Origin of the sequence: Rufibacter sediminis, assembly GCF_014269285.1 — a bacterium.
Lineage (GTDB): Bacteria > Bacteroidota > Bacteroidia > Cytophagales > Hymenobacteraceae > Nibribacter > Nibribacter sediminis.
On the sequence record NZ_JACOAF010000033.1, the window covers coordinates 20794 to 38711 of the forward strand.

Annotated in this window: 13 protein-coding genes; 2 read left to right on the top strand and 11 right to left on the bottom strand. The window is 54.3% G+C overall.

The window, feature by feature from the left end; translation table 11 throughout:
- Positions 1–2: 2 nt before the first annotated feature.
- From H7U12_RS14720 to H7U12_RS14735, 4 genes are read right to left on the bottom strand one after another with little or no spacing between them, the layout of a single operon-like run.
- Positions 3–1199 (bottom strand): DUF4350 domain-containing protein, encoded by a 1197-nt coding sequence (locus tag H7U12_RS14720; protein ID WP_186639324.1) that lies wholly within the window; start codon positions 1197–1199, stop codon positions 3–5.
- Entirely contained in the window at positions 1196–1942 is a 747-nt protein-coding gene (locus tag H7U12_RS14725) for a DUF4129 domain-containing protein (RefSeq protein WP_186639326.1), read from the bottom strand. The genes H7U12_RS14720 and H7U12_RS14725 overlap by 4 nt, the downstream gene beginning before the upstream one ends.
- The gene (locus H7U12_RS14730) at positions 1932–2816 is read right to left on the bottom strand and encodes a hypothetical protein (protein WP_186639328.1); all 885 of its coding nucleotides are present in this window, start codon (positions 2814–2816) and stop codon (positions 1932–1934) included. Before H7U12_RS14730 ends, H7U12_RS14725 begins: the two co-directional genes overlap by 11 nt.
- Positions 2797–3759 (bottom strand): stage II sporulation protein M, encoded by a 963-nt coding sequence (locus H7U12_RS14735; RefSeq protein WP_186639331.1) that lies wholly within the window; start codon positions 3757–3759, stop codon positions 2797–2799. Before H7U12_RS14735 ends, H7U12_RS14730 begins: the two co-directional genes overlap by 20 nt.
- 70 nt (positions 3760–3829) lie before the next feature.
- Here H7U12_RS14735 and H7U12_RS14740 point away from each other — a divergent pair, with 70 nt between their 5' ends.
- Positions 3830–4558 (top strand): RDD family protein, encoded by a 729-nt coding sequence (locus H7U12_RS14740; protein ID WP_186639333.1) that lies wholly within the window; start codon positions 3830–3832, stop codon positions 4556–4558.
- A 314-nt stretch (positions 4559–4872) separates the two neighbouring features.
- On the opposite strand, the gene H7U12_RS14745 is transcribed toward H7U12_RS14740, so the two are convergent.
- The 7 genes from H7U12_RS14745 to H7U12_RS14775 all read right to left on the bottom strand — a co-directional run bounded on the left by H7U12_RS14745 (position 4873) and on the right by H7U12_RS14775 (position 15338).
- Positions 4873–6483, bottom strand: coding sequence for a family 43 glycosylhydrolase (locus tag H7U12_RS14745; RefSeq protein WP_186639335.1), 1611 nt, complete (start codon positions 6481–6483; stop codon positions 4873–4875).
- Positions 6484–6564: 81 nt separating this feature from the next.
- A complete protein-coding gene (locus H7U12_RS14750) occupies positions 6565–7656 on the bottom strand; it encodes a glycoside hydrolase family 43 protein (protein ID WP_241749423.1) in 1092 nt (363 codons plus the stop codon).
- A 144-nt stretch (positions 7657–7800) separates the two neighbouring features.
- Positions 7801–8961, bottom strand: coding sequence for a cellulase family glycosylhydrolase (locus H7U12_RS14755; protein WP_186639337.1), 1161 nt, complete (start codon positions 8959–8961; stop codon positions 7801–7803).
- A gap of 181 nt (positions 8962–9142) precedes the next feature.
- Complete coding sequence (locus tag H7U12_RS14760; RefSeq protein ID WP_186639339.1) at positions 9143–9388, bottom strand: DUF2961 domain-containing protein; 246 nt, start codon at positions 9386–9388, stop codon at positions 9143–9145.
- A gap of 98 nt (positions 9389–9486) precedes the next feature.
- Positions 9487–10572: a glycoside hydrolase family 43 protein gene (locus H7U12_RS14765; protein WP_186639341.1), complete on the bottom strand. Its 1086-nt coding sequence runs from the start codon at positions 10570–10572 to the stop codon at positions 9487–9489.
- 69 nt (positions 10573–10641) lie between these two features.
- Entirely contained in the window at positions 10642–12180 is a 1539-nt protein-coding gene (locus H7U12_RS14770) for a RagB/SusD family nutrient uptake outer membrane protein (RefSeq protein ID WP_186639343.1), read from the bottom strand.
- Between the two features lie 35 nt (positions 12181–12215).
- Positions 12216–15338, bottom strand: coding sequence for a SusC/RagA family TonB-linked outer membrane protein (locus H7U12_RS14775; RefSeq protein ID WP_186639346.1), 3123 nt, complete (start codon positions 15336–15338; stop codon positions 12216–12218).
- A gap of 857 nt (positions 15339–16195) precedes the next feature.
- On the opposite strand from H7U12_RS14775, the gene H7U12_RS14780 reads away from it, so the two are divergent.
- Complete coding sequence (locus H7U12_RS14780) at positions 16196–17833, top strand: sodium/sugar symporter (RefSeq protein ID WP_186639350.1); 1638 nt, start codon at positions 16196–16198, stop codon at positions 17831–17833.
- Positions 17834–17918: the final 85 nt, after the last annotated feature.

Consider the following 17918-nt stretch of genomic DNA (forward strand, 5'->3'; position numbering starts at 1 on the left):
GGTTAACGGCTGGCTTGCCGGTAAAAGCTTTCTAATTGTCTGTTCAATTGCCACAGGTTCTGTTCTTCCAGGGCATCGGTGGTCCGCACGTACTGGATCACCCGGAAGAGGTCGGCTACCTCCACCGGCGGCACCCCAGACTTCTTCACAATCTGGTCCTGCAGTTCTTTGTCCAGCACCGTGGTGGCTTCATGGTAGTGCAGGCGCAGGTACTCCAGAAAGTAGGTGATTTTCTTGTCGGCGATGACGCGGTGATCGCGGGTCTGGAAGTACAGATTGCCAATCACCCGTACAAACTCCAGCGTGGTGTTCCGGGGTTTCTCTATCACCGGGATGATCCGTTGCGTGCGCTTGCTTTCAAACAGCACAAAGAGCAACAAACTACCCAACGCGAGGTAATACGCCCAGGCCAGCGCTTCATGGTTGAGCAGCACCCTAAACGGCGAGCCACTACCTACCGCGCCCTGCTTCTGGTATTCATCCCACCACACGGGCCGCACGGGCAAATGCGACAGCGCCACCGCCGCATATCTGGTTTGACTTGGCTCCAGAACGTGGTAATTGGTAAACGCCAGCGGTACCGAGCTGATGAAGAAGCTCCCCTTCCCGAAGACAATCTGCACAAAGTTGGCCTCGCCGGCGGTGTTCTGGCCCAGCACGGTGGTTTTGTGTTCAGAATCAAGGGTTAGAATGCGGCTGACCTTTTCCCAGGCGTAGCGCACCGGTTTGTTTTTCTGCAAAGACGGGTGCGTGAATACCAGGCCCAACGAGTCCTGCTTCGCTTTTTTGGAATCATCGGCTTTGAAGCCTAAAGCGTCTTGCAGCGCCGGGGAAAAACGATGGGCGCTGAGGAACACATGGTTTCCCGCCGCCACAAATTCCAGCAAAGTCTCCAGTTCCAGCTTATCTACCTGGGTAGTGGCGTTGACAAAGAGGTAATTCACCGGTTTGGCGGTGCTATCTTCCAGATTAGCATGATCCTCCACCTGGTTCACCACCGGCAGCCGCACCGAGGTGACCGGCTGGCCCGGAAAAAGATCAGGCAACAAGTCAAACAGCACGAAGGTGCCGTACGGAATCTTGTCTTTGTTGGAGAAGGTCTGGTTCCAGTCAATGGGCTTAGGCCGGTAGTATTCCACCACCACGAAGATGGCGAACAGCAGCCCCAGGCCTAGCGCGTAGAAGCGGTACGTTTTCATGCCGTTTTCGCAAAAGACTGGTGAAACTCCCGGAACGACTGCCGCACCGTCTCAAACGTCTGCTCATCCAGAGAAGAGCCGCCGTACCACACATACTCAAACAGCTGGGTCACGCGCTCAAACGGCCGCAGCAAGGGCGAACTCTTCAGCTCGCTCACGTAACTCCGGTTGGTTTTGCCGGGCTTCCAGTCAATCAGCCCCTGATCGGTGAGGAGTTTGAGGGTGCGGAGGTACTGTAGCCGGATGGCCCGGCGGTAATCGCCCTGCGCTTCGGCCTCAGCTAAAAGAGCGTCAAAATCAATTTCGTGGATGTTCTCGCGGTAAGTCTCATAGGTGATGGCGGCCGCGGCCGATTTGCGGGAGAACAGGCCCACGAAATCTACCTGCAACAGCTTCAGGATCACGAACACCGTGGTGCCGATGGCGATGGCGTACAGCACGTACTTCCAGAACCCATCGTAGGAAGTGCCGCTCAGCATCTGGGACAGGTAATCGCCTATCTTTCGCCAAAAACGCTCCCAAAACGACATATCCGGCCGGATGTCCTGCCCGTACTGGAAATCTTTGCTTTCCCGCAGCTCCTGTAGTTTCTGCGGATCGGGGTACCGGAGCTGAAGCGGGGCAACGGCCGCGGTGTCGGGCACTGGAACGCTGGCGACGGCACTTCGGCTGACAACGCCGCCCCAGAACAGCAACAGGAAGAAAAGGAGGGAAAATCGCACCGGCACAGACTTAAAAGGCATCGGCTTCTACAGAAATACGGGGTTGGGTTCCAATCTGGCTTACCTGCTCCAGCAACCCTACACCGTCTTTTTTCTCCACCAGGTCAAAGTACAGGAACCCGATGGCCGTCACCGTGAAGGCATACAGCAACAACCCGATGAAGGTGGAAAAGGAACCCGCCACCAGGAGCAAAGCATCACTTTCGCCGCCCGGCAGATGGAAAATCCGGAGCACATACACCACCATGGAAGGCAACGCAACCACAAAACCAATCACGCCCTGCACCACCAGCGCCAGTAACAGAAACCCGAAACTGGGCCACCAATGCCCTTTGATCAGGTAAAAGCAGCGCTCCACGGCATCCAGAAAACCCACTTCCTCGTGCAGCATCACCATCACAAACAGACACAGCGCCACCGAGACGTAAATACCCGGCACCACCAACAGCAGCGTCGCCAGGCCTATGATGAACACCACGCCCACGCTGGAATACAGCACCGAGATGAAGTTCCGTTTCACGTTTCCCCACACTTCAGGAGCCTCTACCCGCCCCTGTTGCAGCTGGTATTGCTGCATGTAGGAGTAGATGGTAAGGCTCAACAGCACAAAACTCACCAGCGAGAAAAACAGGCTGGCCCAGTAATGCAGCGACTTCACATTCTGCGCGAACGAATAAGCGCCCATGGAACCATACTGCACTGCCCCGGACACTTCTTTTAGCAGGGAGTTTTGGTAAATGCCGGAGAAAATACCCGCCAGCAGGGCAAACGGCACCACGTACAGCAGAAGGCACTTAAAAAGCGGCCGGAAGTTCTGCCGAAGAAACCCGATGGTGGCGTTCAGTTTCTGTCCCGCGTTGCGCTCTAGCCTAAATTCAATCAACTGATCTTTCATCAGAAAGTCTGGCCTGGAGCCAATAAGGGTATAACAGGAAATAAAAGACAATCAGGGCCGCTGAGCCGCCAATGATCAACAGACTGGCGAACAGCGGCATCTGGGTGTGGCGGGTCACAAAACCTTCCAGGAAACCAGCCATGATGAAAATGGGCACCAGCCCCACTACTATCTTCAGGCCATCTTTGGCCCCGCGCCGGAACGACTCCATGCGGGAGAAGGTCTTGGGGAATAGCAAGCTGTTGCCCAGCACAAACCCCGCGCACCCGGCAATAATAATGGCCGAAATCTCCAACGTGCCGTGAATCCAGATGGTGAGCATGGAGGTGAGCAGCAAACCTTTTTTGTAGAAGAAGAACTGAAACGCGCCCAGCATGATGCCGTTTTGGAGCAGAATCCAGAAAGTACCCACCGAAAACAAAGCCCCCATGACAAAAGCCGTAAACGCCACCTTGATGTTGTTGTAGGTAATGAACAGGAACATGCTGGTCTCCCCGGTCTTTTTGTAAACCGCCATGGGATCGCCTTTCCGGATGTTCTCTATGGTCTGGTTCACGTACTGATCACCCAGAATGAGTCGCACGAAGGTGTCATCATAGGCCGCCGAAACGGCCCCGATGAACACCGATGCCGCGAAGATGAGGAACGCATAGAACAATTGCCGGTGGTAGCGCCGGAACAGCAAGGGCAGCTCCTGTTTCCAGAACAGCACAAAGCGGTTGCTCTTCTCTTTCTTGTTGCGGTAAATGGTTTGGTGCACCTTGCCGGTGAGGCTGTTGAGGTAATCGGTGTTGTCTGAGTCTGGGTAGAAGGTGCGGGCGAAGGACAGGTCGTCGGTGAGTTCAATGAACCGATCAGCCAACTCGTCTGGGTTGGCTGTTGGCTCCGTGGCGTACCGTTTCCATTTTGCTAAATTCTGTTTGATGAAAGCGGCCTCGCGCATCCCTCTGAGCTTTTGTTTCCTTTCAAATATATCTAACTTAGGCTACTTTTTAAAGCAGTTGCGGAAGTAAATGGAGACCATTAAAATCAGGACCACCCAGAACGTGGAGGTTGAGTATGAGATTGCCAGCGTAGGAGACAGAATTCTGGCGTATTTGATTGACGGCGTGGTAGGTTTCGGGTGGATCACCATCTGCCTGCTGTTCTTTTTCACGGTCATCAACCCCGGCTCTCCGTCCACGGCTACCTCCATTGTCTTTGTGGTCATCGCGCTGCTGCCTTTTACCTTTTACCACCTGGTCTGCGAGATCTTCATGAATGGCCAGAGCCTGGGGAAAAGAGCCAAAGACATCAAGGTGATCAAGCTGAGCGGACAGTCGCCCAGCGTGGGCGATTACCTGCTGCGGTGGGTTTTCCGGACCCTGGATATCTGGTTTTACGGCATCGTGGCCATTGCCACCATTGTGATCACCGGTAAAGGCCAGCGCCTGGGCGATCTGGCGGCGGGCACCAGCGTGATCAAGACCACCGCCGTCAAGCGGAAGAACCTGTTTCAGGTGCAGTTGGAGGAAGATTACACCATTGTTTTCCCCGAGGTAGCCGTTCTCTCAGACAAAGACATGGCCCTGATCCGGAAACTTCTCAGCAAAGCCATTGAGCACAAGAACGAGGAACTCCTGATCCGCATCGCTGACCGCGCCAAAGAAGTCATGGGCGTACAACCCAACATGACTGACCGTGAGTTTCTGAAAACCGTCATCAAAGACTACCACCACCTCACCGCCAACATGGAGTCTTAACCGGCGCATTTCTGTTTTAGGGCTTGTTTCCAGAAAATCAGCCCTAAAACAGTAGGAGATGCTCATGGAGACAAGGCATGGTTTGTCTCCATGAGTATCTCCACATTATTTGATGTAGGGGCAATCCCTTGTGGTTGCCCTTTGCTGTGAGCACCGAAAAGGCAACCACAAGGGATTGCCCCTACATTTATCTCCAAATCGCCTATTTGCCAGAAGAGCCGTTTATCGCCTGTTTTGCTTAAAACAGGCGATAAACGGCTCTTGAATTTTAAAGCAAATCTGATTCCTTAAGAATGCGGCTTTGCTTTACCCTTTTAATGCGCCAAGCGGTACCATTCATATGCGGCGGTAGCGCCAGCCGGTCCTTTGGCGGTTAGGGCAATCCGCACGCCACGGTCCCAGGGTGGCAGGAAATCACCGTTGAGCGGCTTGCCTTCGTTCAGCGGTGTCCAGGTGGTGCCGTCGGGGCTCCAGGCGAATTGCAGTTGATCGCCTTTGGCGGCGGTGAGTCTGAACTGGATTAGGTCTGAGGACGGGGCTGGGACTTTGGCGTGCACTGTTTCTTTGTTTTCCTTCACGGTCCACAGCGAGATCTCCCCGTTCTGCACCGATACCCCGATGGCGTTCTGCGGATCTCCCACCGCAGCCAAGCCTGCCGCCACTCCTTTGCTGAGTTGGCGCTGGTTGATGGCCGCAGTAGCGGTGTAGTCGGCTTCCACGGTGCGCTTACTCAACACGCTACCTATTTTATCGGGCGAAGCCTGCAACAGCAACCGCCCGCCCTGGCTTGTCTGCACACTGTAGGTAGGCGATTGCTCTACAAACCACTGCCACGAGGAAGCCAGTTTGGCGGCCGTGAATTCGTCCTGAATGTTACGTTCGTCCTGGGCGTTGGTGTTGTAAGGCGCGATGGCGGTTAACGAAGGAGACGCGTTTTGGAACCTCGGCCAGCCGTCACTGCCCCAGGTAATCTCGTCCAATAATCCCTGCCGACCGGGATACACTGTGCTGTTGGCGCTGTAGGCGTGGTACAGGAAGTAATCGCGGCCTTTGCCGTCAGACACCACGGTGCCATGGCCGGGGCACGTCCACGCTTCGTTTTTCTTCATGATGGGGTTTTGAGCATACTTTTCCCATGGCCCTCTGATGCTCTTGGCCCTGGCCACGCCCACGCCATAGGTACATGATCTGCCGCAGCAGGCATCACCGGCGTAAAAGAGGTAGAAATAATCATTGCGCTTCACCAGCGCCGGGCCTTCCACCAGACCACCTTCCCAAGTGCCTTTCTCGTTCCGGAACAACTCAAACTTCTCGCCGGTGAGGGCGGTTCTTTCCTCGTTCATGCGCTGGCCCCACATGGGGGTAGGTTTGCCCACGCTGTTGGCGTCTTCCTTCCAGATGAGGTACAGATCGCCTTTTTCATCCCGAATGGGGAAACCGTCAATGGAACCCACTTCCTGGCACACCAGCGGCCCCAGGTCGGTGTAAGGGCCGGTAGCCTTGGTCGCGCTGGCCACACCTACGCACAAATTGCCGCCTTTCTTTTTGGCCGTGTAGTAGATGTAGTACTTGCCCTTCTCATAGGAAATCTCAGGTGCCCAGAAATGCGCCTCGGCCCAGTTGGGTAGTTTGTCAGGGAAGACATGGCCCACGGTTTCCCAGTCCACCAGGTTTTTGGAGTGCAGGATGGGGTACAGCGGCGCCCACTCAGACGAGGTGGCCGTGGCCCAGTAATCATCGCCCACCCGCACCACTGACGGATCTGCGTAGTCGCCGGGCAGTACGGGGTTGCTGTAGGTGACCGCCTGGGTAGAAGCCACCGGGGCTGTAGCAGCATCTGAAGAAGCCGTGCTCTGGTTTCTGTTGCAGCCAAAGGTCAGCAGCCCCAAAGTCAAGGCCGAAAGGAAATACAGGTTCTTTTTCATAGGCAGAAGCTAAGTCCGTTTGCTTGGTTTATTTTCAACCCCACACCTTGAAAAGTACGGCGCAGGCAAGGTAAGTTTCAGTCACTCCTTTTGGCCGGATGGCACCTTGATAGGCACCCCGGAAGAAACCGGTTCCCCGAACACCGGAAACCCATCAGCGGTCCAGGTGAATTTCTGCATCCGGATGTCCCGTTGCCAGCCCGGCTGCGCCGATTTCTTCGCGTGGTACAGAATCCAGTCTTCGGTATTATCCGGCGAGGTCGTGAAACTACAATGTCCCACGCCCAGCACCTCGGCGGTGCTCTGGAAAACCGGTCCGTCTGACTTGGTCCAGTTACTCGCCAGCATGGGATCAGCCAAGGTATCGGATAAGGTCAGTTGCCCCAACCGATACTCTTTTAGCCAGGACTCGCGGCAGGAGTAAATCAGGAACGCCTTCTCGTTTTTCTTCAGCAGTTCAGGACCTTCGTTCAGATCCAGTTCTCCGCCCGTCTCCCAGGGCTGCGTGGGCGACGAGATCTTGGCCCGGTTTGAACTGATGGTCCAGGGATTGCTCATTCTGGCCAGGTAGAGGTGCTGTTTGGTTCTATCAGTGGCGGCGTTCTGCTCCCACCCAGACCACACGGCGTACAGCTGCCCATTCAAGTAAAACGGCGATAGATCAATGGCCCATTTGGCCGTGCCCGGATGCTGCAAACTGTCTCCCGTGTACAGCATGCCTTTGTCTACGTACGGCCCAAACGGGCTGCCGGTGGTAGATTCCAGCACCCCGGACCGCTGGTGGATGAACGGCCCGCCCGGGTCTTTGCCCGCCGCATAGTAGATGTACCATTTGCCTTGCAGGAAGTGGATTTCCGGAGCCCAGATGTTGTGCGCATTCCAACCGGTGGAAGGCGCTTTCCAGACAGGCACCCGTTCGCCCAACTTCGTCAGTTTGGTGGACTGGGAAACGTAGATGGTACCGTTGCCCGATCCGCAGGAATAGTACACGCTGTCTTGCTTCCACACCCAGGGGTCTGCGCCGTCCATGACGGGGTTGGTGAAATACAGCGCGGCATCGGTCTTCCCGGCCTGGGTTTCTGCCGGAGCTTCCAGCACGGCACTGGATTTACACCCCAGTAGCCCGGCCTGGCCCATCACCACCACTAGTATCTTCCAGAAATGCTGCTTCATGCTTCCGATTATCGGCTCCTTTTTAAGAAGGGTAATCCTTTGAGGATTGCTGCCGGAGCCGCTGCTCCAGTGCTTTCCGGCTGATGTTGTTTTATGCCCCTTTTATGAAAAACAGGCGCAAAACAGGTTAAGCAGATTTCTCCCCTATTGCTTGGCCTTCGCCTTCACCTGGGTCATGCTTTTGATGAGGTCCACTTCGGCCTGGCTGTACGGGGTGCCGTCTGCCCGGAAGATGTCATGGAACCAGACCGGCGGCTCGGCAGTGTACTGCTTTTCCCAGCTGTCCCAGGGGTAAATGGTCTGGCTCTTCCCGGACACAAAGCCCCAGTTGATCATGCCCACGTTGTATTTCCGGGCAATGGGCAGAGAGCTTTGGAAAGTGCTGCCGTTGGGCCGGGCCATGTACTCGGTGCAGATCATGGGTTTGCCGTAGCGCTGTAGCCAGTTGATGCGTTCCTCCAGTTCCTGCGGGGGGCCGTAGTTATGGAAGGTGATGATGTCTGATTCCTCAATCATCACTTTCTGAATGGGACTCAGCCCTTCATGGGTAGACCAGTTGCCCGCCCAAACCGCCGCCGTCACCGGCTGATCAGGGTTCACCGACCGGGCCCAGACAAAGCTTTTCTTAAGCAAGGGCAACACGTAGGTCAGCTTATTGGGCAGCTCCTGCTTGCCGTAGGCAGCGCCCTCGTTGAGGTTGTAGGGTTCGTTCCAGATGTCCCAGGCCAGCACCCGCTGGTCATTCCTGAACCGCCCGATGACGCCTTTCACGTACCTTTCCAGCCGCGGATAGTGGGTAGAATCGCGCAGGGCCTCGTACCCGGGGCTTTGCACCCAGCCCGAGTTGTGCACGTGCGGCCGCGGCTCCCGCTGCTTGCCCAGTTTGGGGTGCGGGTCCCAGACGGAGTCAAAGATCACCAGCATGGGCCGGATGTTGTGCCGCTCCGCGATGTCCAGGAAGGTATCAATCCGTTTAAGAAAGCCCAGTGAATCCTGTTGCCAAAGCAAATCATGCAGGTACACCCGCGCCGTATTCATCCCAATGGTCCGGGCCCAGCCCAGCTCCCGGTTAATGGTAGCCGTGTCAAAGCTTTCCTTCTGCCACATCTCCAGCTGGTTGATGGCGGTGCTGGGCGAGAAGTTGGGCCCAATGAGAAACCCTTGCTTGTCATACCAGGCATTGGCCTGCTTTTTAGACCAAACCTCCCGGGCCTCCCCCGAGGCTGTTTCTGTGCCTGTTCTGGTGCAACTTTGGGTAAACAGCCAGCAAAACAGGGCCAGCAAGTAAAGACTGTTTCGTTTCATAGCGTTGGTAAGAGGTGCATGCAAAGGTGAATCGTTCGGTTTAAATATACTGATGTTCTAAACGTCAGCCTAAGTAAATTCTACGTTGGGTTTCTTGCCTGTTTTCTGAAAATCAGGGCAAAAACAAACTTCACGTGAGCAGGAAAGAAACAGCCGTTTTCCTTATCTCCGCCACGCACCGCTAATTCACCTCCAGCTCGTTTTTAGACGGCAGTTTGGGGAAAGGCGCGTGCGGCTCTGTCTGGTACCAATATACCACCAAGCTGATGTCTGACTGCTGCGGCAGGTACCGGTGTTCACTGCGCCAGCCCAGATCCTGAACAGTAATGCGCAGGTCTTTGCTGAACCGCACCGGGTCCACAATGTGCCAGCGGTACATTGTGGACCGCTGGAAACATGCCTCTTTCCACCCCTGCCGCCTAGCCATAGAGCAGGTGTGGCCGGCAATCTGGTTTTAAGTTCAGATTCTGAAAACAGGCTTAAAACTGCGCAGACACTTTTCCGGCACCCTGGAGAGAACAATGCTTACTGCACTTCACCGGAAGGTCTGGTGATAGGCACATTGGTTTTGGCAGGCTCGCCAAAATTGGGGGTGCCGTCTGCGTTCCAGGTGAACTTCTGAATTCTGGGGTTGCGGGTGTTTCCGCAGCCTTGGTCTCTGGCGGAGTTGGCGTGGTAAATGATCCAGTCCTCGGTGCCATCCGGTGATTTGAAGAAGCCGTTGTGCCCCGGCCCGAAGGCGTTGTTCTCAGCTTTGGTGGCGAGCACGGGCGTGGGCGATTTCATCCAATCATCGGGGTTCAGCGGGTTACCGTTATCCCGCAGGGTGAGCCTGCCCAAAGCGTAGCTATCGGTCCAGCAACCACTGGCCGAGTAGGTCAGGAACAGCTTGCCCGCACTGTTTTTCAGCGCCTGCGGCCCTTCGTTCACCAGCCCGTTCATCTCCCAGTTGAGGGTAGGCCGCGTGATCATGACGCGTTCTCCTTCCAGAGTCCAGGGATTCGCCATCCGGGCGATGTAAATTTGCTGGATACCCGGGCTGTTGTCTCCCTCCCATCCTGACCAGACGAAATACTGCTGGCCCTGGTGCTCCAATACCGAGCCGTCAATGGCCCATTTGTCTGAAGGCGTGGCGATCTTGCCCTTGAATTCCCAGGTACCGGTGGTGGGGTCGGCGGAGGCATTCTCCAGCACGTACATGCGGTGGTTGGCATCGTTCCCGTCATCGGCGGCGAAGTAGAAGTACCATTTCCCCGCGATCTGGTGCAGCTCGGGCGCCCAGATGTTCTTTGAATAGGCCCCAGTGGCAGGCGGGGTCCAGACGGTGGTAAACCGTTCATCCTTTAACTGGGAAATAGCCTTGGTTTTGATAAGGCCTATGCGGTTGCCCAGGGTGTGGGTATAATAATAGGTGTCTCCCTGCTGAAAAACCCACGGGTCTGGCCCGCTGGCGATCAGCGGATTGGTAAAGGTGGGGCTTGCCTCTGGGGTAGGCGTGACCTGCGGGTCTTCATCGCTTCCTCCACACTGCGCAAACAACAGTACCCACCCCAGTAACAGCCATAGGTTTGGCTTCCATACCCTCTTCGCTCCGGTTTCCGCTCTTTTCATTTTTGCCCTGTTTTTAGAAAAAGAGGCGAAAAAGACACTTTCAGCATCTTTCTCGCCTCTTTGTTGAAATTAGAAATTCTGGGTCAGGTTAGGGTTGATGTCCAGCTCGCTTTGCGGGATAGGCAGGTATTTGTCTCTCGGGCTCTCAAAGTTGTTGAACTCAGGGTCACGGGTTTTCAGCTCATTGACTCTGGCCGCATCATCCAGGTAGCCCCAACGGAGCAAGTCCAGCCAGCGGGTGCTTTCACCGGTCAACTCCGTAACTCTCTCGTGCATGAGCTGCTGCATAAACGCCTGCTGCGACAACCCTGGCCTGGTCACCGACAACCGGGCCAAACCGGCCCGTTGCCGTACCCGGTCTACATACGGATACGCCTCGGCGGTGCGGTTCAGGGCGTTCAGGCACTCGGCGTACATCAAGAGCACATCCGCGTAGCGAATCACCCTAAAGTTGATGGGTCCTTCAAAAGTCTCATCATTCCGGTGGTAGTCATTGAGGTATTTGCGGTACCAGGCGGCCTGCATCAGGTTATCGGGGACCAGCTGGGCGAAGGTTCTTCCGCCGTAGAAGGTCTCCGGGTTGCCGTTGTAGATGGCCGTCACGTTCAACCGGGGGTCCATCTGCCCGGCAGTTGTTCTCTCCTGCATGAATTCATCGATCACCCACCGCCGCATCTGCACATCATTGAAACCGGCCTGGGCATCTCCCTGGTTTCTTCGGCCGGGGCCGAAGAATGGACCGCGCTGGTTCCCCAGGTTAGAGGTAGGCGCATCTTCATCGGTGGTGGACTGAATACCGGCAAACTGCACTTCAAACACAGATTCGCGGTTGTTTTCAGTTGTATGCCGGAAGTTGTCCTGATAGTTAGGCACCAGATCATACAGGGTTCTGCCTTCGCCCTCCACCAACCAATTGAAAGCGGCCAGCGCCGGCTGGTACTCCCGCTGCTGCATATGCGCCTTGCCTAAGAGGGCATAGGCGGCCCCGCGGGTGGCACGCCCCAGGTTGGGGGTATCATAGGAAGGAGGCAAGTTTGGAGCGGCCTCGGTCAGGTCACGCTCTATCTGCGCCCAGGTATCGGCTTCCGGTGCCTGCGCGGGCAGGTCTGTAGGAAGGGAAGGCTGCAAGACCAAGGGCACAGACCTGAACAGGGAGACCAGGTTGAAGTAATGAAGCGCCCGCAAGAACTTCGCCTCTGCGATGTACCGCTGCTTCAGGGTTTCCTCCATTTCAATGCCCGGTACATTCGCGATCACCTGGTTGGCCCGGAAGATGGCGCGGTAATGATGGTCCCAGGTGTTGCGGGTGCCTTCAAAGTTGAGGTCTACCTGCGTGAAATCTATAGTACTGCGCAGCTCTCCCCACCCGGTGGAGGCGAACCCATCATCTGAACGGGGATTGAGGTAGATTTGCAGCCAACGGGCATAGGTGCCGTTTCGGTAAAACGCCCCGTAAACGGCATTTACGCCGGCCAGAGCATCACTCCCCGACCGCCAGAAGTTCTGCTCACTTACTTCATTGGGGTTCTCTATGTCCAGCGTGTCTTCACAGGACATGGCCGTACCCGCAAGCGTGAAAGCGACTATATATTTGAATATCTTTTTCATCTTCACAGTAAGAATTAAATCAAGTTCTGACCTTCTTAAAACCCAAATTGAACACCCACTGAGAAAATTCTCAAGGCAGGATACTGGCCGTTGTCTAGTCCACGCTCAAAGATGTTCACCCCCACTATGTCTGGGTCTAATCCGGTGTATTTGGTGAACGTGAACAGGTTCTGGCCGCTGAGGCTTACCCTGGCAGATTGCAACCCGATGCCTTGCAAAAGAGCCGCTGGCAACGTGTACCCCACTTCCAGGTTTCTCAAGCGCAGGTAAGAGCCGTCTTCCAGCCAGCGGTCGGTGTCAGGTCTGGCGTTGTACTGAATGCCCTGGTCTGTGTTCCCGAACCCGATCCTAGGATCTTCTGTCCCGGTGTTAGTGGGGGTCCAGGGCGAGTAATCGCTGCGGTAAGAGGCGTTTTCATTTCCGCGGTCGGTCCAGTAGCGCGGGCGGTTATAGATCTGGTTGCCGGCCACGCCGTACCATTGCATAGAGAAACTGAAGTTGTTGTAAGAGGCATTGAACACTACGCCCCCCTGAATGTCTGGCCATGGGCTACCAACATAGGTTCTATCTTTATCCACGTCCAGCACGCCATTGCCGTCCACATCCACGTACCGGATGTCGCCGGGCTTGGCCCAGGGCTGCACGCCGTGCGCCGCCACTTCTTCCTGGGTCTGGAAAATACCGTCGGTCTTCAGCACGTACCACTCCCCAATGGCCCGTCCTACCTGGGTACGGGCATCTCCCCGCTGAATGTAGGTCCGGCCTTCTCCCAGGTTACCCAGTTCCAACACTTCGTTTTTGATGTGGGTGAGGTTGACGCTTAAGTCCCACTTTAATGGCTTCTCCGCGCTGCGCAAAGTGGTGGTCAGTTCTATCCCTTTGTTTTGCAGGGAGGCGGCATTCACGGGCGGCTCGCTGGTAGTACCTGCCGGGGCGGCGTTACCGGTGGTAAGCGGCACCGGCAAATTGGTCAGCACATCTTCGGTTTTGGAGATGAAATACTCAGCCGTTACGCTCAACCGGTTGTTGAGGAAAGCCGCATCTACCCCAAAGTTGGTGGTTTTCTTTTCTTCCCAGTGCAGGTTTGGGTTAGCTAACTGGATGTTGATGGCACCGGGAGCAATTGTTTGCTCGGGTCCAAACACGGCTCTCGGGAAAGGACTGATCCGGCCAAAATATTGGAAAGGCGAAAGTACCTCACTGTTCCCCAGCGCCCCGTAGGAAGCCCTCAGTTTCAAATCACTCACCAAGGGCAGATTGAAGAAAGGCTCCTCGCTCACCCGCCAGGCCACGGACACAGACGGGAAATTCCCCCACCGGTAATTAGGCCCGAAGCGGGAATCGCCGTCTCTTCTGAACGAGGCGCTCAGCAGATATCTGTCGGCGAAGCTGTAGTTGACCCGACCTAAATAGCCCAGAATAGCCCATTCATTCCGGTAACTGCCCACAATGGGGTTATCGCCTTGGTTTAAGACCGTGTAGTACTGACCAGACGAGTTGAACGGAAGGTTTTGTTTCTGGCCGTAGATCTGATCATACCGGAATTTCTGATTACTTACCCCGGCAACGGCACTGAGACGGTGCTCCCCAAATTCGCGCTCAAAGTTCACGGTGTGCTCAAACAAGGTGGAAAGAAACTGAGCCCTGTTTTCATCGGCGGTAGCCAGCACGTTGGGCGTACTCTGCCTTACCACGCCCGGCCGGCGGAATCCTCTGAAATTATCGAAACTAGACTCTAACCCTACGTTGAACTTGTACGCTAATCCTTCCAATATCTCAAACTGCACAAAGGCGTTTCCTCTGGCTCTGTAGTTGTACTGGTCACGCTGCAACAGATTCTGCAAGGCTACCGGGTTTACGCCAAAGGTGTTGGCAAACGTCTGGTCACCGATGGCCCACCCCTCGGGGTTGCTTGGCCCTACGTACCGGCTTCCTTGGATAGGCATGGTGGGCAGCATCCGGAGCATTTCTACCAAGGGATCTCCTTCCAGATAATCATCCTGGGTATAGGAAAACAGGAAGAACTCGCCAAAGGAGAACCGGCCCCGCTCCCCGGTGGTATTCACCCTGAAATTGGCCCGCTCAAAGCTGTTGTCAATGATGGTGCCTTTGTTTTTGAAGTAGTTTCCGGAAACCAGATACGTTCCGGTGGCGCTACCGCCCGAAAGGCTCAGGTTATAATCCTGAGTAGAGCCGGTGCGCATCAAGGCCTCTTGCCAGTCAGTATCCACATTGGCGTCAAACTCCGTTGACACGCTGGTCTGCGGCGCGAGCCCCACATTGGTGTAGGCCTGGCGGTTCAGCTCGGCAAATTCAGCGCTGTTCTTCAGATCCCATCGTTTTCTGAACTGCTGGATACCGGTTTTCACGCTGCCGGCAATCTGCAGCGGGCCTTCCTTCCCTTTGCGGGTAGTGATGATGATAACCCCGTTGGCGGCTCTTGACCCATAAATAGCCGCCGCCGACGCATCTTTCAACACCTGAATGGTCTCAATGTCATTGGGGTTAAAGTCTGGGGTAGCGTTGGACAGCATGCCGTCAATCACATACAGCGGCTCATTGGCCCCGAAGGTACCGGTCCCCCTGATGTCTATCTTGGCACCTGCCCCCGGCGCTCCGGTGGTTCTTACCGTTACCCCGGCGGCCAAGCCCTGCAGTGACTCGGCCACCGTGTTAGCGGTAACCCGGCGGGCATCACTGGCATCTACCACCGACACGGCGCCCGTTAAGTCTTCCTTCCGTACGGTCTGGTAGCCAATCACCACTACTTCGTTCAGGGTTTGTTCATCTGGCTGCAAGGTCATGTTCACCGTTGCCTGACCTGAGATAGGGACCTCCTGTGAGATGAACCCGATGTAAGAGAAGACAAGAGTGCCGTTTTCCTGCCCGCTGGCCAAAGAAAGCGAGTAATTGCCGCTGGCGTCTGTAGAAGCCCCGTTGCTGGTTCCTTTCACCAGCACGGTAACGCCCGCCAGCCCTTCTCCCTGCGCACTTATCACTCTTCCTGAAACTGTTCGTCCTTGCGCCTGGGCTTCATAGGCAAAGGAACCCACCAGCAAGCAGACCGATAGCAAAAAGAGCCAGCAACTGATCTTCCCGCGCTCCTGGCGCCGAAACTCAAACCCTGACTCAACTTCTTGGGGTAACTTTTTTTTCATGTACGGAGTGTTAAAAGTTAAGAAAGCGATTCACTTCAGAGATACACTTGGTTGGTCTTCCCAACTGACTGGCAGCTGTGCCTTATGTTTATAAAATTGTAAAAATTATATATTAAAACACATCACATATTTACAAATTGGCAATTATATATCCTATACAGTCACGTCTTAAAATCAGAACTTATTTAACAATTCAAGTATTTATACCTACTATTCAGTATAAGATACTCAACAAACAAATTATAAAAAGACGTTTAATTGCCATTTTCACAAAAACATACCTAAAACGTCAAATTAACACTTTAACAAACCTATTTACAGTTGCAAGAGGCAAGCTCTGCATCAGGAAAAGCACACTATTGTGGTCAGCACAAGATGACCACACCTCAATAGAAACACAGGTGGGCGGGCGGTAAATGCCTCTCAGCAGCAATGCTATCCTAGAAATGCCAAGCGTGACCTGGAAAGCCGCAGAACAGAACGGCGCCCTCAATCAGGCAAAGCGAACAGGCTTAAAGTCAGAAAAGAGCTATTGAAGCGAAGAGGCCTTGCACGTCTGCGGAAAATGGACCATAAGCAAGGCTGAATCTTTGTCACCTTGACCAGAAAGAAGCAGCACAACGCATGGAGAGGCGGCAGACGACAAGAATTGCTTGTTCAGTCCTGTAAAAGAAAGAGTTGCCGGAACCCGGCTGAAAAGCCTTCTGACGTGAGCATGGCCTGCCGCCGACAAGAATCACAAAGGCAACCCGGGAAACAGCAATTTCTTGCAGGAAGATTATAAAAGATATTAAATTAAGCGATAACTTCACCCTGCATACATCTGCTTCAACAAACAAACCTTTACTCTCCGTTTTATGGGTCTACAAACAATTGACTACATTGTCTTCCTCACTTACTTCTTTATCGTCTCGGGCTACGGTTACTGGATTTACCGGCAGAAAAAAGGCGAAAAGATGGATTCCAAGGATTACTTCCTGGCAGAAGGCTCCCTGACCTGGTGGGCCATCGGGGCTTCCCTCATCGCTTCTAACATCTCTGCGGAGCAGTTTATCGGGATGTCCGGTTCTGGTTTCGCCATGGGACTTGCCATCTCCACTTATGAGTGGATGGCCGCTCTTACCCTGATAGTGGTGGCGGTCTTCTTCATTCCTATTTATCTGAAGAACAAGATCTACACCATGCCGCAGTTCTTATCGCAACGGTACAACGATGCGGTGAGTACCATCATGGCGGTTTTCTGGCTGCTGGTGTATGTGTTTGTAAACCTTTCCTCTATCCTGTACCTGGGAGCTTTGGCCATTGAAACCATCACGGGCATTGACTTCTACTACTGTATGTACGGTTGCGCCATTTTCGCGATTTTCATTACCCTGGGCGGGATGAAAGTGATTGGTTACACAGACGTGATCCAGGTGTTTGTGCTGGTATTAGGAGGTTTAGCCACTACGTACCTTGCCTTGGATCTGGTATCTGACCAATTGGGCGGTACCGGCGCCTGGGACGGCTTGGGCTTCCTGCGCAAAGAAGCCGCTGACCACTTCAGTATGATTCTTTCTGAAGGCGAGATCATGATCCCGAACGGCGAAGGCGGCACCCGCGATGCCTACATGGATTTACCGGGACTTTCTGTCCTGATTGGCGGGATGTGGATTGTGAACCTGAACTACTGGGGCTGTAACCAGTACATCACGCAGCGCGCGTTAGGCGCCGACCTGAACACCGCCCGTAGCGGCCTTTTGTTCGCAGCCTTCCTGAAACTGATGATGCCTGTGATTGTGGTATTGCCAGGTATTGCAGCGTATGTGTTGCACAAAAATGGCTTGTTCCAGGCCGAGATGGCCAATGAGTTAGGCCACGTAAAACCAGACCACGCGTATCCGGTATTGTTGAACCTGTTGCCGGTTGGCTTGAAAGGTCTGTCTTTCGCGGCGTTAACGGCGGCTATTGTGGCTTCTCTGGCTGGCAAGGCAAACAGTATCTCTACCATCTTCACCCTGGACATCTACCGCAAGTTCTTCAACAAGAACGCTTCTGAGACCAGACTGGTGAACTTCGGTAAAATCACGGTGGTGGTTTCCTTCATCATCGCCATCTTGGTGGCTCCCATTCTGCGTAACCTGGACCAGGCGTTCCAGTACATTCAGGAGTACACCGGCTTTATCTCTCCGGGGGTATTTGCCATTTTCGCGCTGGGCTTCTTCTGGAAACGCACCACTTCGGCGGCGGCTTTAACGGCGGCGGTGTTAACCATTCCGCTTTCCACCTTCCTGAAGTTCATGTACCCAGAGATTCCGTTCCTGGACCGCATGGGCATTGTGTTTGTCATCTGTCTGGTCTTGATGATTCTCATCACCTTATTTGATTCTAAAAGCAAGACCAACCCCAAAGGACTGGAGATTGACTCTTCCATGTTCAAGACCACCACTACCTTTGCCGTATTATCAGTGTTAGTCTGCGGAATTCTGGCGGCACTTTACATTATTTTCTGGTAAGAAGGGCCTCCCTATCTAAAGGCTTTTATTTTCGTTTATTTTTGAGGCATAGCATTTTCCGAAATGCTATGCCTTTACTCTTAAA

Coding starts and splice junctions, on each gene's coding strand:
- H7U12_RS14720 (WP_186639324.1), bottom strand. CDS start 1,199: ATGAAAACGTACCGCTTCTACGCGCTAGGCCTGGGGCTGCTGTTCGCC.
- H7U12_RS14725 (WP_186639326.1), bottom strand. CDS start 1,942: ATGCCTTTTAAGTCTGTGCCGGTGCGATTTTCCCTCCTTTTCTTCCTG.
- H7U12_RS14730 (WP_186639328.1), bottom strand. CDS start 2,816: ATGAAAGATCAGTTGATTGAATTTAGGCTAGAGCGCAACGCGGGACAG.
- H7U12_RS14735 (WP_186639331.1), bottom strand. CDS start 3,759: ATGCGCGAGGCCGCTTTCATCAAACAGAATTTAGCAAAATGGAAACGG.
- H7U12_RS14740 (WP_186639333.1), top strand. CDS start 3,830: ATGGAGACCATTAAAATCAGGACCACCCAGAACGTGGAGGTTGAGTAT.
- H7U12_RS14745 (WP_186639335.1), bottom strand. CDS start 6,483: ATGAAAAAGAACCTGTATTTCCTTTCGGCCTTGACTTTGGGGCTGCTG.
- H7U12_RS14750 (WP_241749423.1), bottom strand. CDS start 7,656: ATGAAGCAGCATTTCTGGAAGATACTAGTGGTGGTGATGGGCCAGGCC.
- H7U12_RS14755 (WP_186639337.1), bottom strand. CDS start 8,961: ATGAAACGAAACAGTCTTTACTTGCTGGCCCTGTTTTGCTGGCTGTTT.
- H7U12_RS14760 (WP_186639339.1), bottom strand. CDS start 9,388: ATGGCTAGGCGGCAGGGGTGGAAAGAGGCATGTTTCCAGCGGTCCACA.
- H7U12_RS14765 (WP_186639341.1), bottom strand. CDS start 10,572: ATGAAAAGAGCGGAAACCGGAGCGAAGAGGGTATGGAAGCCAAACCTA.
- H7U12_RS14770 (WP_186639343.1), bottom strand. CDS start 12,180: ATGAAAAAGATATTCAAATATATAGTCGCTTTCACGCTTGCGGGTACG.
- H7U12_RS14775 (WP_186639346.1), bottom strand. CDS start 15,338: ATGAAAAAAAAGTTACCCCAAGAAGTTGAGTCAGGGTTTGAGTTTCGG.
- H7U12_RS14780 (WP_186639350.1), top strand. CDS start 16,196: ATGGGTCTACAAACAATTGACTACATTGTCTTCCTCACTTACTTCTTT.